This is a genomic window from Streptomyces sp. NPDC021622 (assembly GCF_040640795.1).
Lineage (GTDB): Bacteria > Actinomycetota > Actinomycetes > Streptomycetales > Streptomycetaceae > Streptomyces.
Window position 1 is genome coordinate 243,132 of the sequence record NZ_JBFACK010000001.1, and the last position, 16,426, is coordinate 259,557.

A 16,426-nucleotide genomic window follows, 5' to 3' on the forward strand; every position below is an offset into this window, starting at 1 on the left:
AACCGCGCCAGGGAGCTCAGCCCGTCATCTTCTGGACAGTGGGGGGTGAGATATCGGCCATGCGGACGAAAGGTTTGGTTAGGAAGTACGCGCAAAAGCCGGTAGAAAGCGGTGTGGCCGCCAGGTGAAATGGGGGTTGCGCGCGTCTCACCCGACGGGCGCGGCGCCCATGGCGACGGCGCAGGGACGACGAGCGGGGCGGGAGGGCAGACGGCACGTGGCGAACATTGAGCACAGGGGACCGGGAAACGCCTTTGGGGCAGGCGCGTCCGGTACACCCAAGGCGCGGATCAGGGCGGTCCGTGCCGCCCTCTGGATGATCGCCGCCATACTCGCGGTACGGCAGGTGGCCGATGTCGTGCGTACGCCGAAGGGCGAGCGCCTGACCGACCTGGAGACCTGGATCGGTCCTGACGGCGTCCTGCATGTGAACGGCTCGCTCTACGACGCGGACAAGTTCACCGGTACTCCCTTCGCCGGGCTCGTGCTCAAGCCGTTCGCCCGCGCGGCCGAACAGGCGCTCGGCTGGGGCTGGACGTTCGGCACCCTGATCCTCGTCGCGGTGCTCGGCCTCGTCGCCGCCCGCGCCCTGCCGCAGCCCGTGTCCCGGCGCATCTCGCTGCTCGCCGCGCCCGTCGCGATCTGCCTCCTGATGCTGTCGCTGCCGGTGCGCAACACCCTGCATCTGGGCCAGACCAGCATCATTCCCGTCCTGCTCGTGCTGCTCGGCTGCTTCGCCGTCCGCGGTGAGCGGGCCAGCGGCGTCCTGATCGGCATAGGGGCGGCGCTGCAGCCGACCGTGCTGCTCTTCGCCGCCCTGCTGTGGTTCACCGGCCGCAGACGCGCGTCGGCCGCCACCGGCGTCACCTTCCTCGCCTGCACCGCGCTCGCCTGGGCCGCGATGCCGCACGACTCGTGGGCGTACTGGGTGCACCACCTGGCGGGCGCGGGCCTGGGCGCGCGCCCTGACGGCCTCGCCAACCAGTCGCTGCACGGCGCGCTGCTCCGGTTCGGCCTCGAAGGGCCGCTGGAGATCGCCCTCTTCGTGCTCCTGAGCGCGGCCGTGATCTTCCTCGGCCTGCGCCGTGCCGTGCGCTACGCCCAGGACGGGCAGCTGCTGCTCGCCGTGGCGATCACCGGCTGTGTCGCGGTCGCGGTGTCCCCGACGACCTGGCAGCACCAGCTCCTGTGGGTGCTGCTCGCCGTGGTCGGCCGGGTCGGAAAGAAGCAGTCCGACCGGTACATGTGGCCGGTGGCCGTGATCCTGGTGTCGACGCTGCCGGCGAAGATGATGCTGCCGAACATGCCGGTCGTGGAGCCCATCCGCGACAACCTCGTGCTGATCGCCGCGCTCGCCGCCGCCACCGTCGTGCCCTTCCTTTCCCGTACGGCACCGCAGTACCAGAGCCCCATCCCCACCGACTACGCCGCGCCCGTGCCCGCGCGCTGGAGCCGGGTGCCGCTCATCCCGTTCTGGCGGCGGGTCACGACCCGGCCGAACCTGCTCCTCGAACTGCTCCTGATCCGTGTCGGCTACTCCGCCTATCAGCAGGCGCGGCTCGCGGCGACCGGCGGCACCATCTCGGGCGGGCGGGCCACGGCCGAGCAGCACGGCGAGCAGATCTACTCGATCGAGCAGTTCCTGCACATCGACGTCGAGCACTGGGTCAACCACGCGGTGGTGAAGGTCAGTTGGCTCGAGGAGTTCTTCAACTTCTACTACACGTCGTTCCACTTCCTGGTGCCGCTCACCGTCCTCGGCGTCCTCTACGTCCGCCGCCCCGCCGAGTACCGCTGGGCGCGCTCCGCGCTCGGCTTCGCCACGGTGCTCGCGCTCGTCGGGTTCTGGCTCTACCCGCTGGCACCGCCGCGCCTGATGCCCGACCTCGATTTCATCGACACGGTGCACGGCGTGCAGGACTTCACGCAGCCGGACTACGGCACGCTGACCGCGCTCACCAACCAGTACGCGGCGATGCCCTCGCTGCACTTCGGCTGGTCCCTGTGGTGCGGTCTGGTGATCGCGATCCTCGCGCCGAAGTGGTGGATGAAGGCGCTCGGCCTGCTGCACCCGCTGTTCACGGTCTCCGCGATCGTGGCGACCGGCAACCACTGGGTGCTTGACGCGGTGGGCGGCGCGGCCGTCGTCGGGGCTGGCTTCGGCCTCGGCTATCTGCTTGCCGGGCCCCGCGTACGACAGCCCCTGAAGGTGGCGACGGGGGCCGAACCGGTCATCGACATGACGAAGGACTCGGCGAAGGACCGTACCCCGAGCTGATCCGGTAGGTCCCCGGCGCGGACACCGTGAGCCGGGTGAACTCGCCGTGCCGCTTCAGGCAGGCCCCCTCGGCCCGGAGCCACGGCGAGTACACCAGGCGCAGCGTCACCGGCTCCCGGGTGGGGACGCTGACCATCATGTCCGAGCCCGTGGACCGGACGACGGACGCGGGCGCGGACACCATCGGCACGGCGTTCTCCACCCGGAAGATCCGCCAGTGCGCGTCCTTCCACACCGGCTTCAGCCAGTCGGGACCGCTCTCCACGAGCGCCGCCTCGTCCTCGGCGAACCCGTCCGGCTTGCCCGAGGGAAGCACCACATAGCCGACCGCCCACTTGTCGAGCCACGCCCGGTAGGTGGCGGCCGAGAAGGACCCGTCGTAGAAGAGCCGGCCGCGCTCGACGTCGAGCTGGCGGTTCCAGCCGCGCGCCATGTTCACATGCGGGGCCAGAGCCGTGGCCTCACGGTGGTTGCGCGCGGGGACCACCTCGACGCGGCCCCGGTCGGCACCGAGCCGCTCCAGCTCGCGCACCACGCCGTGGGTGTCGACGGCCCACTTCGGCACGGCCGTCGACACCGTCAGATCGTCCGCCGTCTTCTGCGCCACCCAGGCCGTGGACAGCACGAGCGCGATCGCGAGCACGGTCCTGCGTACGCGGTCGAGCGAGGGCGCGAGCAGCGCGGCGAGCAGCACGGCGGGCGCGAGCAGCTCGGCGAGGCGCTCCACGTTCGTGCCGATGGGCGAAGGGACGAGATACGTGAGGACCGTGCCGGCCGCGTACACGGCGGCGCCCCACCGCAGCACCCGCCACCGGCGTGGCGCCGCCACGACGACCGCGAGGCCGAACACCACCGGCGGGAAGATCCGGTCGAAGGGCATCAACTGCTCGCCGGTGAACGGGAAAAGGACGGTCGTCACCCCCACGACCACCACCGGCGGCGCGAGCAGCGCCGCGGCCCGCTTCCAGTCGCGTACGAAGAAGAAGCCGGCGCCCACGACCAGCAGGAACAGGCCGGCCACCGGGCTGGACATGGTGGCAAGCGCCCCGAACGCGACCGCGGCCCCCACCCGGCGCTCCCGCACAAGGGCCAGGCACGCGGCGAACCCGAAGGTGAGCCCGAGTGCGAAGGTCGTGCGCCCCGACGCGACGTTGCACCACACGGCGAGCGAGGCGAGCACCGCAGGGCACAGCGGGCGGCGGACGCCGGTGCGCGCGATGAGCGCGGCGACCAGCCAGGCACCGGCGACGCCCGCCGCCACCGTCACCGTCTTCACGCCCACCGCGGCCATCAAGTAGGGAGAGATCAGGCTGTAGTTGGCGGTGTGCATGCCGCCGTACCAGAACAGGCCGTACGCGGCCGCGCCGTGCTCGGAGGCGAACCGCGCCCAGGCCTCCTGCGCCGCCAGATCGCCGCCGCCCGTGGCGAGGAACGCCGCCCAGACGGCGTAGAGCGGCAGAGTGGGGACCGTGGCGAGGAGAGGCACCCTGTTGCGTCGCGCGAAGGCACGCAAGGCCCTCTTCCGCTCGGTGGGTGCGCTGCCCGACGGCACGAGAGAGATATCGGCGGAGACCACAGCCACCATTTCCGTTTGAGGACTTGGACGACTTGGAGAGGCAAGGTTCACTTCTCAAGACGCCGCAGGCAACGAAAACGTTGGTTCCCTGGGCCAGGGGGAGGCAGGGGCAGGGCGTAGGGGGAGTCGCCCCTGCCTCCCTGGCAGCGGGTCAGCCGGTGCTGACCTGCAGTTCCTTGACCCCGTTCAGCCAGGCCGAGCGCAGTCGCCGGGGGTCGGAGACCAGGCGCAGATCGGGCAGGGCGTCGGCGATCGCGTTGAAGATGAGGTTGATCTCGACGACCGCGAGGGACTTGCCGAGGCAGAAGTGCGGGCCGCCGCCGCCGAAGCCGAGGTGCGGGTTCGGGTCGCGGGAGATGTCGAACTTCCCGGGCTCGTCGAAGACTTCGGGGTCGTTGTTGGCCGAGGAGTAGAAGAGGCCGACGCGGTCGCCCTTCTTGATCTGTACGCCGCCGAGCTCGGTGTCCTGGGTCGCGGTGCGCTGGAAGGAGACGACGGGGGTCGCCCAGCGGACGATCTCCTCCGCCGTGGTCTGCGGGCGCTCGCGCTTGAAGAGCTCCCACTGCTCGGGGTGGGTGAGGAAGGCGTGCATGCCGTGGGTGATGGCGTTGCGGGTGGTCTCGTTGCCTGCCACCGCGAGCAGGATGACGAAGAAGCCGAACTCGTCGCCGGAGAGGTTGCCTTCGTCCTCGGCCGCCACCAGCTGGCTGACGATGTCCTTGGCCGGGCACTCCTTGCGGGCGGCGGCGAGGTTCATCGCGTAGCTGACGATCTCCATGGCCGCCTCGGTGCCGACCTCCTCGGTGATCGCGTACTCCGGATCGTCGTACGCCGCCATCTTGTTGGACCAGTCGAAGATCTTCGTCCGGTCCTCCTGGGGTACGCCGATGAGTTCGGCGATGGCCTGGAGGGGCAGTTCGACGGCGACGTTGGTGACGAAGTCGAAGCTGCCGTCGGGGGCGGCGTTCGCGAGGGCCGTCTCGACGATGGAGTGGGCGCGGGTGCGCAGGGCGTCTTCCAACGAGCGTATGGAGCGGGGAGTGAAGCCGCGCTGCACGATCTGGCGGACCCGGGTGTGCTCGGGCGGGTCCATGTTGAGCATGATCAGCTTCTGGACCTCGATCTGGTCGCGGCCGATCGTCTCGTTGAAGCGGATGACCGCGGTGTTGAGGTTGGAGGAGAACAACTCCGGGTGTGTGGAGACGTACTTGACGTCCGCGTGCCGTGTGACGGCCCAGTAGCCCGCGTCGTCGAAGCCGGAGATGCCGCGCGGCTGGTCGATCCAGCGCACCGGTTCCGTCCGGCGCAGCTGGGCGAACTCCGGGAGAGGCACGCGGTCTTGAAGGAGGTCGGGGTCGGTGAAGTCGAACCCGTCGGGCAGCGCTGGACAGGGCATCGGCAACTCCAGGAGTTCAGTTCTTTGTTCTGACGGTCCATCAGGAGATGTACCGCAAGGTAGTAACGGGTTCTATAAGTGGCAAGGCCCGTGACAGGCCCGCCTCGTGCAGGTCGTGCGCAAGGTACGTGCAAGACCCTTGCGGCGCCGGGGTGCGGCTCAGCAGACTGCATGCAGAACTAGAACGCGTACTAGTTCTCCGTGCGGGTGCCGGGACGCCCCCGCGGGATGTGGATGGAGAGGACGCTCATGGCCGCGGAACCTGTCATCGTCGAAGCCGTACGCACCCCCATAGGTAAGCGCGGAGGGGCGCTCGCCAATCTCCACCCCGCCTATCTGCTCGGCGAGACCTACCGTGAACTCCTCGGACGTACCGGCATCCACGCCGACTGCGTCGAGCAGATCGTCGGCGGCACCGTCACGCACGCGGGTGAGCAGTCCATGAATCCGGCGCGCACGGCGTGGCTCACGATGGGTCTGCCGTACGAGACCGCGGCGACGACGGTGGACTGTCAGTGCGGCTCGTCGCAGCAGGCGAGCCACATGGTCGCCAACATGGTCGCGGCCGGGGTCATCGACGTGGGGATCAGCTGTGGCGTCGAGGCGATGTCACGGGTGCCGCTGGGGTCGGGGTCCAAGCACGGTCCCGGCAAGCCGTTCCCCGACGAGTGGAACGTGGACCTGCCCAACCAGTTCGAGGCGGCCGAGCGGATCGCCCGTAAGCGGGGCCTGACGAGGGAGAACGTGGACTCGCTCGGGCTCATCTCGCAGGAGCGCGCCGCCGTCGCCTGGGCCGAGGAGCGCTTCAAACGCGAGACCTTCGCCGTCCAGGTGCCGACGACGGAGGAGGAGCAGGCCGCCGGGCAGGGCATGTGGCGCCTGGTCGACCGGGACGAGGGGCTGCGCGACACGACGATGGAGGGCCTGGGCGGGCTCAAGCCGGTGATGCCGACCGCCGTGCACACGGCGGGCAACTCCTCGCAGATCTCCGACGGCGCGGCGGCGATCATGTGGGCGTCGAAGCGGATGGCACGGGCCCTGAAGCTGAAGCCGCGGGCGCGGATTGTTGCGCAGGCGCTGGTGGGGGCCGATCCGCACTATCACCTGGACGGGCCGATCGACGCGACGCGGGCGGTGCTGGGGAAGGCCGGGATGTCGCTCAAGGACATCGACCTCGTGGAGATCAACGAGGCGTTCGCCTCCGTGGTCCTCAGCTGGGCGCAGGTGTTCGAGCAGGACCTGGAGAAGGTGAATGTGAACGGGGGTGCGATCGCGCTGGGGCACCCGGTCGGGGCGACCGGGGCGCGGCTCATCACCACGGCCCTGCATGAGCTGGAGCGGCGCGACAAGGAATTCGCGCTGATCACGATGTGCGCGGGGGGCGCGGTGGCCACGGGGACGATCATTCAGCGGCTGTGAGTGCGCGGGGAAATGCGCTGGACCCCGGGCTGAAGGAATTCAGCCCGGGGTCCAGGAAAGTATTTAGCCCGTCGAGGGGGCCCCCTGCTCTTTAAGAGCTTGGGGGGATTGAGGACGAGCTCGGCGGAGCCGGTGATTTTCCGGTGTGCCGCAGCGGCTTCGGCTCAGTACCAGCCGTTGGCCTGCCAGAAGTTCCAGGCCTCGGCGGGGCTGCCGTAGCGGTCGTTCATGTAGTCGAGGCCCCACTTGATCTGGGTCTCGGGGTTGGTCTTCCAGTCCGAGCCGGCCGAAGCCATCTTCGAGCCGGGCAGGGCCTGGACCAGGCCGTATGCGCCGGAGGAGGCGTTCGTCGCGGTGGGGTTCCAGCCGCTCTCGTGCTCGACGATCTTGCTGAACGCCTGGTACTGCGCGGCATCCGGGATCAACTTCTTCGCGATCGCCTGTGCCGAGGAAGGCGCCTTGGCCGGAGCGGCGGCCGGAGCGGCAGCCTTCGCGGCGGTCGGGGTCGCGGCCTGGGCCGGACCCGCGGCGATCAGCATGCCGGTCGTGGCGGCGGCCACGGCGACACCGGCGAGGGCCTTCTTCGGGGCGGCGATACGGCGGAGGAGCGAGGCGGACAAAGCGTGACCTTCCGTGGGGGACATGGTGTCGCAAGCACGCCTTGGCCATGGAAAGTGGCGGGGGGAATGCGTAAGCGCCTTGGACCCGAAGGTCGTCGGCGCTGTGCGACTCGATCCAGAGAAGCAGGGCTGTTGCGTCTCCGCAATACCCCCTTTTGCTAGTTGCTGTCGTACTTGAGCTGAACGCCCCCTCTGTGACGTGGCTCTCAATCCGCAGGTCAGGGCGGGGATTGACGCGTGCGCGTCAAGCGGAAATTGGTACGAAACGGACTAGTAGAGGACTAAAGGCCTGTGGGCCGCCTCACCGTCCGAGGGCCCTTCCTGTGACGGAGAGCCAACGGCCGCCTACGCCTTGGGCCCCTCGAATGTGACCTGGGCCTCGAAAGCGGCCCGCCGTGTGGCCCGGCGCAGCGCCTTGAGGACGGCTGGACCGAGGGCGAGGCTCAGCAGGACGGTGACCACGGCGCGGGGCAGGTCCCAGCCGAGCGAGGTCGCCAGGCAGTAGGCGATGAAGCGGCCCAGGTTGTCGCCGACTGGGTCCCCGGGGACAAAGGAGACGCCGGTCGCCAGGCCGCCCAGGTAGGGCCAGCCCTGCAGGTTCATGACGGTGCCGTAGAGGACGGAGGACACCGCGCCGTAGGCCGCGAGCAGCCACAGTTCGCGGCGGCCGCGGAGTGAGTCGGGCCCCGGCAGCAGCCCCGCGCCCATGCAGACCCAGCCCATGGACAGCATCTGGAACGGCATCCACGGGCCGACGCCCCCGGTGAGCAGCGCCGAAGCGAACATCGACACCGCCCCGAGCACAAACCCGAAGCCCGGCCCGAGCACCCGGCCGCTGAGCACCATCAGGAAGAACATCGGCTCGATCCCGGCGGTCCCCGCGCCCAGCGGCCGCAGCGCCGCCCCGGCGGCGGCGAGCACCCCGAGCATGGCGATGGCCTTCGCGTCGAGCCCGACGTCCGCGATGGTCGCCACGACCACGGCGAGCAGCAGCGGAAGCAGCGCGGCGAACAGCCAGGGCGCGTCCTGCGCGTGCGCGCTCAGCCCCGAGCCGCCGCTCGCGATGAGCGGCCACCCGAAGGCGACCACCCCCACGGCGCTGACCAGCGCGAGGGCGCCGACGGAACGGGGCCCAAGCCGGATGGGGCGGGCCTGGCGCTCGGGCCCGGCGGGCCCCGGCCTACCGCCAGGGGAAGCGGGGCTCACGGCTGCGCTCCTTCTGGAGGCACGTCGCCGGGCAGGTCCGGGCGTGTGTTCGGGTCGGGGTCCGCGCCCGGATCCGTCCCCGCCGTCCGCAGGGCTTCCCGCACCTGCGGGACCGTCAGCCACTTCTGCGGGGCCAGGATCTTCGTCACCTGCGGTGCGAAGGACGGTGACGACACCACGATGTCCGGGGTCGGGCCGTCCGCGACGATCTCGCCGTCGGCGAGGATCGCCACCCGATGGGCCAGTTCCGCCGCGAGCTCCACGTCGTGCGTGGCGAGGACGATCGCATGGCCCTCGGCCGCGAGCCCGCGCAGGACGGTGACCAGGCGGGCCTTCGCCGCGTAATCGAGACCGCGGGTCGGCTCGTCCAGGAGCAGCAGGGGCGGGCGGGCCGTCAGGACGATCGCCAGGGCGAGCGTCAGGCGCTGGCCCTCGGAGAGGTCACGGGGGTGGGTGTCGTCCGCGATGCCGGGGAGCAGCTCGCTGACCAGGGACCGGCAGCTGCCCGGCGCCGCGTCCGCGTCATGGTCGGCGGCCGCGCACTCGGCGGCCACCGTGTCCGCGTACAGCAGATCGCGAGGTTCCTGCGGGACCAGGCCCACGTGGCGGATCAGTTCGCGCGGGCCCGTGCGGTGCGGGACGGTGCCGCCCACCCGGACCGAACCGGACGCCGGTTCGAGCAGGCCGACCAGGGTCGAGAGGAGCGTGGACTTCCCGGCGCCGTTGCGGCCCATCAGGGCGACCGTCTCTCCCGCGCGGACGGTCAGGTCCACGCGGCGCAGCGCCTCGACCCGGCCGCGGCGGACGGCCAGTGACGCGACGGCCGCGGCGGCCTGCGGCTCGTCGCTCTTCTTCGTACGCCGGCGAAGGCTCGGCCTGCGGGGCGCCGGCTGCTCGGCGGGGCGCATGGCCGTCGTCGCCTCGGGCGGCTCGGCCCCGGAGAGGCGTTCGCGCAGGGCCCCCGCCCGCCGTCGCGCGTCCCGCACCGTCAGCGGCAGCGGCGACCATCCTGCGAGGCGGCCCAGGGCGACCACCGGCGGGAACACGGGGGAGCGGGCCATCAGGGCGGCCGGGTCGCCGAGCACCGGGGCCTCGCCCGGCGCCGCGAGCAGCAGCACCTGGTCCGCGTACTGCACGACCCGTTCCAGGCGGTGCTCGGCCATCAGGACGGTGGTGCCCAGGTCGTGCACGAGGCGCTGGAGGACGGCGAGCACCTCCTCCGCGGCGGCCGGGTCGAGCGCCGACGTCGGCTCGTCGAGCACGAGGACCTTGGGGTGCGGAGTGAGGACCGAGCCGATCGCGACCCGCTGCTGCTGCCCTCCGGAGAGCGTGGCGATGGGCCGGTCGCGCAGATCGGCGAGGCCGAGCAGGTCCAGGGTCTCCTCGACGCGGCGGCGCATCACGTCCGGGGCGAGGCCGAGCGACTCCATCCCGTACGCCAGCTCGTCCTCGACCGTGTCCGTCACGAAGTGCGAGAGCGGGTCCTGGCCCACCGTGCCGACGACATCGGCGAGTTCGCGCGGCTTGTGCGTACGGGTGTCGCGCCCGGCCACGGTCACCCGGCCGCGCAGAGTGCCGCCGGTGAAGTGCGGCACCAGGCCGCTGACCGTGCCGAGCAGCGTCGACTTGCCGACCCCGGACGGGCCGACGAGCAGCACCAACTCGCCTTCGGGTACGGCGAGTTCGACCCCCTGGACGGTGGGCTCGGCGACCCCTTCGTACGTCACGGAGACGTCCTCGAAGCGGATCATGAGCTCTCCTTCGGGGGAACGGGGGCTGCCGACTCGACGGCGGGGGATGACGACGCCTTCCGCCAGGCGGCGGGCGAGGGCTTCGTCAGGGGGACGGGTGCGGGCCGCTCGGAGTGGGAGGCCGAAGGCGCCGACTCCTGGGACGGCACCGGCGCCACGAATGCGGGCAGCAGCCCGATCAGCACCGCCGCCGCGGGCCACAGCGGCAGTATCGGTGCGGTCAGGGGGACGACTCCGGGGTGCAGGGCGGCCGTGTCGTACGCCGATGCCCAGATCATCAGGCCCGCCACCGCGACGCCCGACCCGGCGACGAGCCAGGCGCGCACGCCCCAGGGGTCGGGCCGGTAACGGGTGCGCACGGAGCGGCGGCCGCCGAGGCGGAGTCCTGCCAGGGCGGCGAGCAGACCGCCGGCGAGCACGGGCAGGCCGTAGCCCGCGCCTTCCGACGAGAGCAGGCCGTACGTCCCCGCGCAGACGCCCATCAGGCCGCCGAGCGTCAGGGCGGCCGTCGTCCTGCGCACCCGGGCCGGGACATCGGCGGTGCGCCCGAAGCCCCGCGCGTCCATCGCGGCGGCCAGCGCGACTGAGCGCTCCAGCGCGCCCTCCAGGACCGGAAGGCCGACCTGGAGAAGTCCGCGTACACCCTTGTCGGGCCGCCCGCGCAGGCGCCGCGCGGCCCGAAGCCGCTGCACGTCGGTGATCAGGTTCGGCGCGAACGTCATCGCGACGACGACGGCGACCCCCACCTCGTACAGCGCGCCCGGCAGCGATTTGAGCAGCCGGGACGGGCTGGCGAGCGCGTTGGCGGCGCCCACGCAGATGAGCAGACCCGCGAGCCGGATCCCGTCGTAGAGCGCGAAGAGCAGACCCTCGGCGGTCACCCGGCCGCCGATCCGTACCCCCTTCGCCCAGTCGGGCAGCGGGACTTCGGGGAGCGTGACGAGGATGTGCGTACCGGGGATCGGAGAGCCGAGGACGATGGCGAAGACAAGGCGGATCGCGATCACGGCGAGCCCGAGCTTCACGAACGCGCCGTACGACCGCGCCCATGGGGCGGACGTCCGGCGCGCGGCGACGACGTAGCCCGCGACGCCGATGAGCAGGCCGAGCAGCAGGGGGTTGGTGGTGCGGGACGCGGCTGTGCCGAGGCCAAGGGCCCACACCCACCAGGCGCCCGGGTGCAGGGCGTTGCTTCGGTGTGCGGCCGGGGCGAGGTACTGAATCTGCGGGTCGTCTGTGGCTGGTCGCGCCCACGCGGCGGAGCCGCTCATGTCACAGCCCCGCGCCCCCTTCGGGGCGCGGAACCGCTTTGCGGGATCACTCATCGCACGGATCAGCCGCGGCGGCGGCGGGTCTGCCAGACGGCGGCCGCGCCGAGCACGGCGATGGCCGCCACGCCCGCGATCAGGCCGACGGACGGACCGCCGTCGGATGCGTCCTTCTTTCCCTGAGCCGACTCGCCCGTGGCCGGCTTCCTCGCCGACTCCCCGTTGCCCGAGACCTGATCGCCGCAGCCCGACTTCGGGTAGCCGTCGATGGCGCACAGCAACGCGTTGCTGTCGTAGCGCAGCGGCTTGGCGACCGAGGCGAGGGCCTCCGCGCTGGTGGCGTCCTCGCCGACCTGCGCGCAGGCGAGCCGGGGTGCGGGCGGCGTCTCGCCCTTGGGGGCGTCCTTCGGCAGACCGAAGTCGATGACCAGGGCGACGCGCTTGCGGCCGTCCTTGGCGGGAGTGCTCGCGCAGATGTCCCCGAAGTCGGCGGGGCCGCGCGGCTTCGCGGAGTCCTGCGAGTCCTCGGACACGGAGAACCGGAAGCCCTGGACGGCCCCGTCGTCGGGGCGTGCGGTGCTCGGCCCCTGGGTCGCGTAGGCCCACTTGGCGCCGTCCCGGTCCCAGAAGGACCAGTAGCGGTAGCCGGCGGCCTGGGCGGGAGCGGCGGGCAGGACCGCGAACAGCGAGGCGAAGAGCGCGGTGAGGACCGCCCCGGCCACGAACCGTGCGGGGCGGCCGGAGCGGACCCGAGTCACAGCTGCGACTTCTTGTTGCGGCTGCTCAGGAGGAAGCCGATGCCCGCGCCGAAGACCAGGCCGACGCCGATGATCCACCACACGCTCACGCCGCCCTCGTCGTCGCCGTCCTTCTTCTCGTCGGCGGGCTTCTCGGTGGCCTGCGGTGCGGGACCCTGTGCGTTCAGCTGCTTGACCAGGTCGGCGCCGCCGAAGTCGCGCGGGTCGAGGCCGGCGGCGTTCGCGGCGAAGATCAGCTGGGCGTAGGCGGCGGGTCCGGACGTCTTCGCCCACTCCGCTGAGTTCTTCGCCAGCCACTGGGCCGACTTCTTCGCCTGCTCCGGCTGACCGGCCGCGGCGAGGGCGACCACGGATTCCGCGGTGTTGCCCACGTCGGGCATGTTCTTGGCGCCGGCCAGCGACGACATCAGGTGGTCGTCGCTCTCGGCGAGGGTCTTGAGGAGGTAGCCGGTGCCGTTGGACGCGGCCTTCTCGGCGGTGTCCGCCTTGACGCACTTCGGGGTGGCGGGCTTTGTCGCCTCGGGCGGGGCCACGACCAGGCCCCTGCCGTAGCCGCCGAGGACGCCTGCCGCCGTCGCGTCCGCGTTCGGCGAGAGCTTGCCGGTCTTCATGTCGGCGAGGCCGAAGGCGCCGCCGCCCTTGCCGCAGTCCATGGCGAGCTTGGACAGCGCGTCGTAGGGGGACTTGCCGTCCTGCGACTTCACCGACTGCGGCTTCTCGCCGGCCCCGGTGAGGGCGCCGATCACGATGCCGGTCGAGTTGGCGTCGGAGTCCATGCCGGGGTTGTAGCCCCAGCCGCCGTCCTGGTTCTGCACCGACTTCAGCCAGTCGACGCTCTTCTTGACCGTCTTGGCCTGACCGGTGAGCGCGGTGAGCGCCTGCACGGCGGCCGCGGTGGAGTTGCTGTCGACCATCGTCTTGGAGTCGCAGGGCTCGCCGGCGTCGGCGCGGTACGCGGCGAAACCGCCGCTCGCGCACTGCTGTCCGGTGAGCCAGTCGACGGACTTGGCGGCGGGCTTCACACCGGCCGAATCCTGGGCGAGCAGGGCGTAGGACTGCCGGAACACCCCGTCGAACTTGGGGTCCTTGTCGCCGTACAGACCGGAGGGGAGCTTGGCGGAGGGCGACGGCTTCGCGGTGTCGGCGAAGGCGGCCGGGGCGGCGGCCGAACCGAACACGGCGACGGCGGCCAGGACCGCGGCGCTGCGGCGAACGTTCATGATGCGGCGGGTGCCTCTCCCTGCGGGGAGCGGGGCAGCACGGGCGCGCGACGGGCACGGCTCCGGGCGGCTCCGGCTCCGTATACCTCGACGGTGCCGATCATCGGGGGGTCCGATGAGGCGAGCCGGTCACGCTCCGGGCGGGGCAATCCGGCTTACCGCGCGGACGCGGTTCACGGCTGCGGGTCAGCGCCGGATTCGCACCGGCTTCCCCCCGTACGGGCATGATGGCGACGGGGGTCACTCTACCGGCCCGTAGCGAGCGCGCCCGGGGCCGCCCGCCCCGCCGCGCTCACACCGCCACGTACCGCACCGGATCGCTCCCCACCGCCTCCGCGCGCCCCAGTTTCACCAGGCGCCGCACATGCGCCTCGGCCTCCGACACGGCGATGCTCCGCGAGCCGTAGCGGATCTCGGCCCAGGGGCGGTTCCACTCCATGCGCTCGGCGAGCTGCCAGGGGGTGAGGGGTTCGGCGAGCAGGGCCAGGAGGTCGTTCAAGCGTTCCTCGTGGTGGTCGAGGATCTCCCGTACGCGGGCCGGTGCGTCGGTGAACGCGTGCTGGTGGGCGGGCAGGACCTCGGCGGGGCCCAGGCGGCCGACCCGCTCCAGGGAGTCGAGATAGTCGCCGAGGGGATCGGTCACCGTGTCGTCGTCGGGGTCCTCGTACAGGCCGATGTGCGGGGTGATCCCGGGGAGCAGATGGTCGCCGGAGAAGAGGCGGCCGTGGCCCGGCAGCCGGGCCGGGTGCTCCTCCTCCAGGTGCAGACAGACATGGCCGGGGGTGTGCCCCGGCGTCCAGATCGCGCGGAGCCTGCGGCCCGGCAGTTCGAGCAGCTCGCCCGGTGTGATGTCCCGGTCGGGCAGCGCGGGGGCCAGGCCCGGCAGCTTCGGCGTGCGGCCCGCGTCGCGGGCGGCGATCAGCGGTGCGACGTGCTCGGCGGGTGCGCCCGCGGCCGTCAGCTTCTGGACCATGTAGTCGAACCAGCGCCCCGGGGCGTTGGAACGGGTGCGCCGCACCACCGACGCGTCCGCCTCGTGCATCGCGATCCAGGCGCCCGAGGCCTCGCGGACCTTGGCGGACAGGCCGTGGTGGTCGGGGTGGTGGTGGGTGATGACGACGCCGTGCACCGCGTCGACGGACGTGCCGCAGGCGTCGAGGCCCGCCTCCAGGGTGTCCCAGGACGTCGGGTCGTCCCAGCCCGTGTCGATCAGGACCGGACCGCTGTCGGTGTCCAGGAGATGGACGAGGGTGTAGCCGAGGGGGTTGTCCGGGATGGGGACCTTGATGCTCCATACGCCCCCGCCGTGCTCGGTCACCTGCGGATCGGCCACCTGCGTCATCGGGAGCCCTCGTCTCTCATCGGCTGCACGGCCATGACCTCAGCCCCACGAGACCTCAGCCCTCACGACCATAACTAGAACTAGTTCCAATGATCGCCCAAGTCGACTGTTTCGTCAGGAGACTTGGAAGTGAGGCGCCGGTCACACTCGCCGGGCCCGATGTCACACCTGGCCCGCCGCCCCGCTCCTAGGACGCAAGCACGCACAACAGAGGAGACCCCGCCATGCCCGGCACTTCCGATGCGGACGACGCCGACGACGCGACCCGAGCCTTCGTCGACCACCGAGAGCTGCTGTTCTCCCTCGTCTACAACATGCTCGGCACCGTCGCCGACACCGAGGACGTGCTGCAGGAGACCTGGCTCGCCTGGGCGCCCCGGCACGCGGCCCGCGACGCCGAGCCGATCGGGAGTCCCCGCGCCTATCTCGTACGCATCGCCGTGAACAAGGCCCTCGCCCGGCAGTCCGTCATCAGCCGCCGCCGCGAGACCTACATCGGCCCCTGGCTCCCCGAGCCGCTGCTCACCCGGGCCGTCGAGCCCGTCCATGAGCCGGACGCCGCCGAAGCGGTCGAGCGTGCCGAGTCGGTGTCGATGGCGCTCCTCGTGGTCCTGGAGACCCTCTCCCCGCTGGAGCGCGCGGTCTTCGTCCTGCACGAGGTCTTCGGGTACGCGCACACCGAGACCGCTGAGATCATCGGGCGCACCCCGGCCGCCGTGCGTCAGCTCGCCCACCGGGCCCGTGAGCATGTGCGGGCCAGGCGGCCCGCCGGGAACGCGGACGCGCGCCGCCGCAGAGAGGTCACCGAGCGGTTCGCCGAGGCGGTGGCGGCGGGGGACGCCGAGACGCTGCTGCGGCTGCTCGCGCCGGATGTCGTCCTGTGGGCCGACGGCGGGGGCAAGGCGCCGGGGGCGGGGCCGCGCCCGCTGCGGGGTCCCGGCAGGGTGGCCGAGCTGCTCGTCAAGCGTGCCGCGCTCAGGCCGGCGGGGGCGGAGCTCCGCTACTGCCACATCAACGGCGACCCCTCGGTGCTGCTTTTCAACGAAGGCGCCCCTTACGCCGTGCTCGTCCTCGACCTGACGCCGGACGGCGAGCGGGTGCGCGGGCTCTACAACGTCATGAACCCCGACAAGCTCGCCCACCTCGCCTGAACGGCCGTCCCCCGCAAGGGAGTCAAAGGGAGTCAAAGAGAGCCAAAGGGAGTCACCCATGTTCATCGCCTATGTGTCCGTCACCCTGCTGGCGGCCGCCGCCAACATCTACGTCGCCTTCGTCGACTACGCGCGCTCGCCCCAGGTCATCGCGAACATGGACCGGGCCCGCGTCCCGCGTTCCTGGCTGTTCCCCCTTGGCCATCTCAAACTGGCCGGTGGAGCAGGCCTGTTGGCGGGTTTCGCCGTGCCCTGGATCGGTGTGGCAGCCGGGGCCGGGCTCGTCATCTTCTTCACCGGAGCCGTTCTCTTCCATCTGCGGGCGCGGGTGTACACGCTCCAGTTCCCGCTCGGGTTCTGGGGACTTGCCGCGGCGGCGCTGGTCACCGGGATCGCCCACCGGGGGATCTGAGGCCGTGGTGACACCCCCGTGGACTCCTG

Annotated in this window: 13 protein-coding genes and 1 riboswitch; of the genes, 4 read left to right on the plus strand and 9 right to left on the minus strand. The window is 71.6% G+C overall.

What is annotated here, in order from left to right:
* Positions 1 to 217: 217 nt before the first annotated feature.
* Complete coding sequence (locus AB0G47_RS01130) at positions 218 to 2,278, plus strand: bifunctional glycosyltransferase 87/phosphatase PAP2 family protein (protein WP_360762674.1); 2,061 nt, start codon at positions 218 to 220, stop codon at positions 2,276 to 2,278.
* On the opposite strand, the gene AB0G47_RS01135 is transcribed toward AB0G47_RS01130, so the two are convergent.
* Together AB0G47_RS01135 and AB0G47_RS01140 are read right to left on the minus strand one after the other, a co-directional pair.
* Positions 2,232 to 3,863, minus strand: a complete 1,632-nt coding sequence (locus AB0G47_RS01135; protein ID WP_360762677.1) for a hypothetical protein — start codon at positions 3,861 to 3,863, stop codon at positions 2,232 to 2,234. The genes AB0G47_RS01130 and AB0G47_RS01135 overlap by 47 nt on opposite strands.
* Positions 3,864 to 4,005: 142 nt before the next feature.
* Entirely contained in the window at positions 4,006 to 5,250 is a 1,245-nt protein-coding gene (locus AB0G47_RS01140; protein WP_360762680.1) for a cytochrome P450, read from the minus strand.
* 249 nt (positions 5,251 to 5,499) lie between these two features.
* Here AB0G47_RS01140 and AB0G47_RS01145 point away from each other — a divergent pair, with 249 nt between their 5' ends.
* On the plus strand, positions 5,500 to 6,669 hold the full coding sequence (locus AB0G47_RS01145; protein WP_360762683.1) for a steroid 3-ketoacyl-CoA thiolase: 1,170 nt from the start codon (positions 5,500 to 5,502) through the stop codon (positions 6,667 to 6,669).
* A 164-nt stretch (positions 6,670 to 6,833) separates the two neighbouring features.
* Here the strand turns inward: AB0G47_RS01145 and AB0G47_RS01150 are convergent, their stop codons facing one another.
* From AB0G47_RS01150 to AB0G47_RS01180, 7 genes are all read right to left on the minus strand, one after another.
* Positions 6,834 to 7,289, minus strand: coding sequence for a transglycosylase SLT domain-containing protein (locus AB0G47_RS01150; RefSeq protein ID WP_360762686.1), 456 nt, complete (start codon positions 7,287 to 7,289; stop codon positions 6,834 to 6,836).
* A gap of 345 nt (positions 7,290 to 7,634) precedes the next feature.
* Positions 7,635 to 8,495, minus strand: a complete 861-nt coding sequence (locus tag AB0G47_RS01155; protein ID WP_360762689.1) for an ECF transporter S component — start codon at positions 8,493 to 8,495, stop codon at positions 7,635 to 7,637.
* Positions 8,492 to 10,246: an ATP-binding cassette domain-containing protein gene (locus AB0G47_RS01160; protein WP_360762692.1), complete on the minus strand. Its 1,755-nt coding sequence runs from the start codon at positions 10,244 to 10,246 to the stop codon at positions 8,492 to 8,494. The genes AB0G47_RS01155 and AB0G47_RS01160 overlap by 4 nt, the downstream gene beginning before the upstream one ends.
* Complete coding sequence (locus tag AB0G47_RS01165) at positions 10,243 to 11,517, minus strand: CbiQ family ECF transporter T component (RefSeq protein ID WP_360763895.1); 1,275 nt, start codon at positions 11,515 to 11,517, stop codon at positions 10,243 to 10,245. Before AB0G47_RS01165 ends, AB0G47_RS01160 begins: the two co-directional genes overlap by 4 nt.
* Positions 11,518 to 11,579: 62 nt before the next feature.
* Positions 11,580 to 12,272 carry an SCO2322 family protein gene (locus AB0G47_RS01170; RefSeq protein ID WP_360762694.1) on the minus strand — a complete coding sequence of 231 codons (693 nt, stop codon included), beginning with the start codon at positions 12,270 to 12,272 and terminating at the stop codon, positions 11,580 to 11,582.
* Positions 12,269 to 13,492, minus strand: a complete 1,224-nt coding sequence (locus AB0G47_RS01175; protein ID WP_360762697.1) for a prenyltransferase/squalene oxidase repeat-containing protein — start codon at positions 13,490 to 13,492, stop codon at positions 12,269 to 12,271. Before AB0G47_RS01175 ends, AB0G47_RS01170 begins: the two co-directional genes overlap by 4 nt.
* A 143-nt stretch (positions 13,493 to 13,635) precedes the next feature.
* Positions 13,636 to 13,706, minus strand: a riboswitch (cobalamin riboswitch).
* A 78-nt stretch (positions 13,707 to 13,784) separates the two neighbouring features.
* Complete coding sequence (locus tag AB0G47_RS01180) at positions 13,785 to 14,834, minus strand: MBL fold metallo-hydrolase (RefSeq protein WP_360762700.1); 1,050 nt, start codon at positions 14,832 to 14,834, stop codon at positions 13,785 to 13,787.
* Between the two features lie 224 nt (positions 14,835 to 15,058).
* Here AB0G47_RS01180 and AB0G47_RS01185 point away from each other — a divergent pair, with 224 nt between their 5' ends.
* Both AB0G47_RS01185 and AB0G47_RS01190 read left to right on the plus strand, forming a co-directional pair.
* Positions 15,059 to 15,985 (plus strand): sigma-70 family RNA polymerase sigma factor, encoded by a 927-nt coding sequence (locus tag AB0G47_RS01185; protein WP_360762703.1) that lies wholly within the window; start codon positions 15,059 to 15,061, stop codon positions 15,983 to 15,985.
* Positions 15,986 to 16,043: 58 nt separating this feature from the next.
* Positions 16,044 to 16,397 (plus strand): DoxX family protein, encoded by a 354-nt coding sequence (locus AB0G47_RS01190; RefSeq protein WP_360762706.1) that lies wholly within the window; start codon positions 16,044 to 16,046, stop codon positions 16,395 to 16,397.
* The last annotated feature ends 29 nt before the right edge of the window (positions 16,398 to 16,426 follow it).

What these genes read in the sequence shown, in the direction of transcription:
- AB0G47_RS01145 (WP_360762683.1), top strand. Translation starts at nt 5,500, where the DNA reads ATGGCCGCGGAACCTGTCATCGTCGAAGCCGTACGCACCCCCATAGGT.
- AB0G47_RS01165 (WP_360763895.1), bottom strand. Translation starts at nt 11,517, where the DNA reads ATGAGCGGCTCCGCCGCGTGGGCGCGACCAGCCACAGACGACCCGCAG.
- AB0G47_RS01175 (WP_360762697.1), bottom strand. Translation starts at nt 13,492, where the DNA reads ATGAACGTTCGCCGCAGCGCCGCGGTCCTGGCCGCCGTCGCCGTGTTC.
- AB0G47_RS01140 (WP_360762680.1), bottom strand. Translation starts at nt 5,250, where the DNA reads ATGCCCTGTCCAGCGCTGCCCGACGGGTTCGACTTCACCGACCCCGAC.
- AB0G47_RS01190 (WP_360762706.1), top strand. Translation starts at nt 16,044, where the DNA reads ATGTTCATCGCCTATGTGTCCGTCACCCTGCTGGCGGCCGCCGCCAAC.
- AB0G47_RS01135 (WP_360762677.1), bottom strand. Translation starts at nt 3,863, where the DNA reads ATGGTGGCTGTGGTCTCCGCCGATATCTCTCTCGTGCCGTCGGGCAGC.
- AB0G47_RS01160 (WP_360762692.1), bottom strand. Translation starts at nt 10,246, where the DNA reads ATGATCCGCTTCGAGGACGTCTCCGTGACGTACGAAGGGGTCGCCGAG.
- AB0G47_RS01180 (WP_360762700.1), bottom strand. Translation starts at nt 14,834, where the DNA reads ATGACGCAGGTGGCCGATCCGCAGGTGACCGAGCACGGCGGGGGCGTA.
- AB0G47_RS01185 (WP_360762703.1), top strand. Translation starts at nt 15,059, where the DNA reads ATGCCCGGCACTTCCGATGCGGACGACGCCGACGACGCGACCCGAGCC.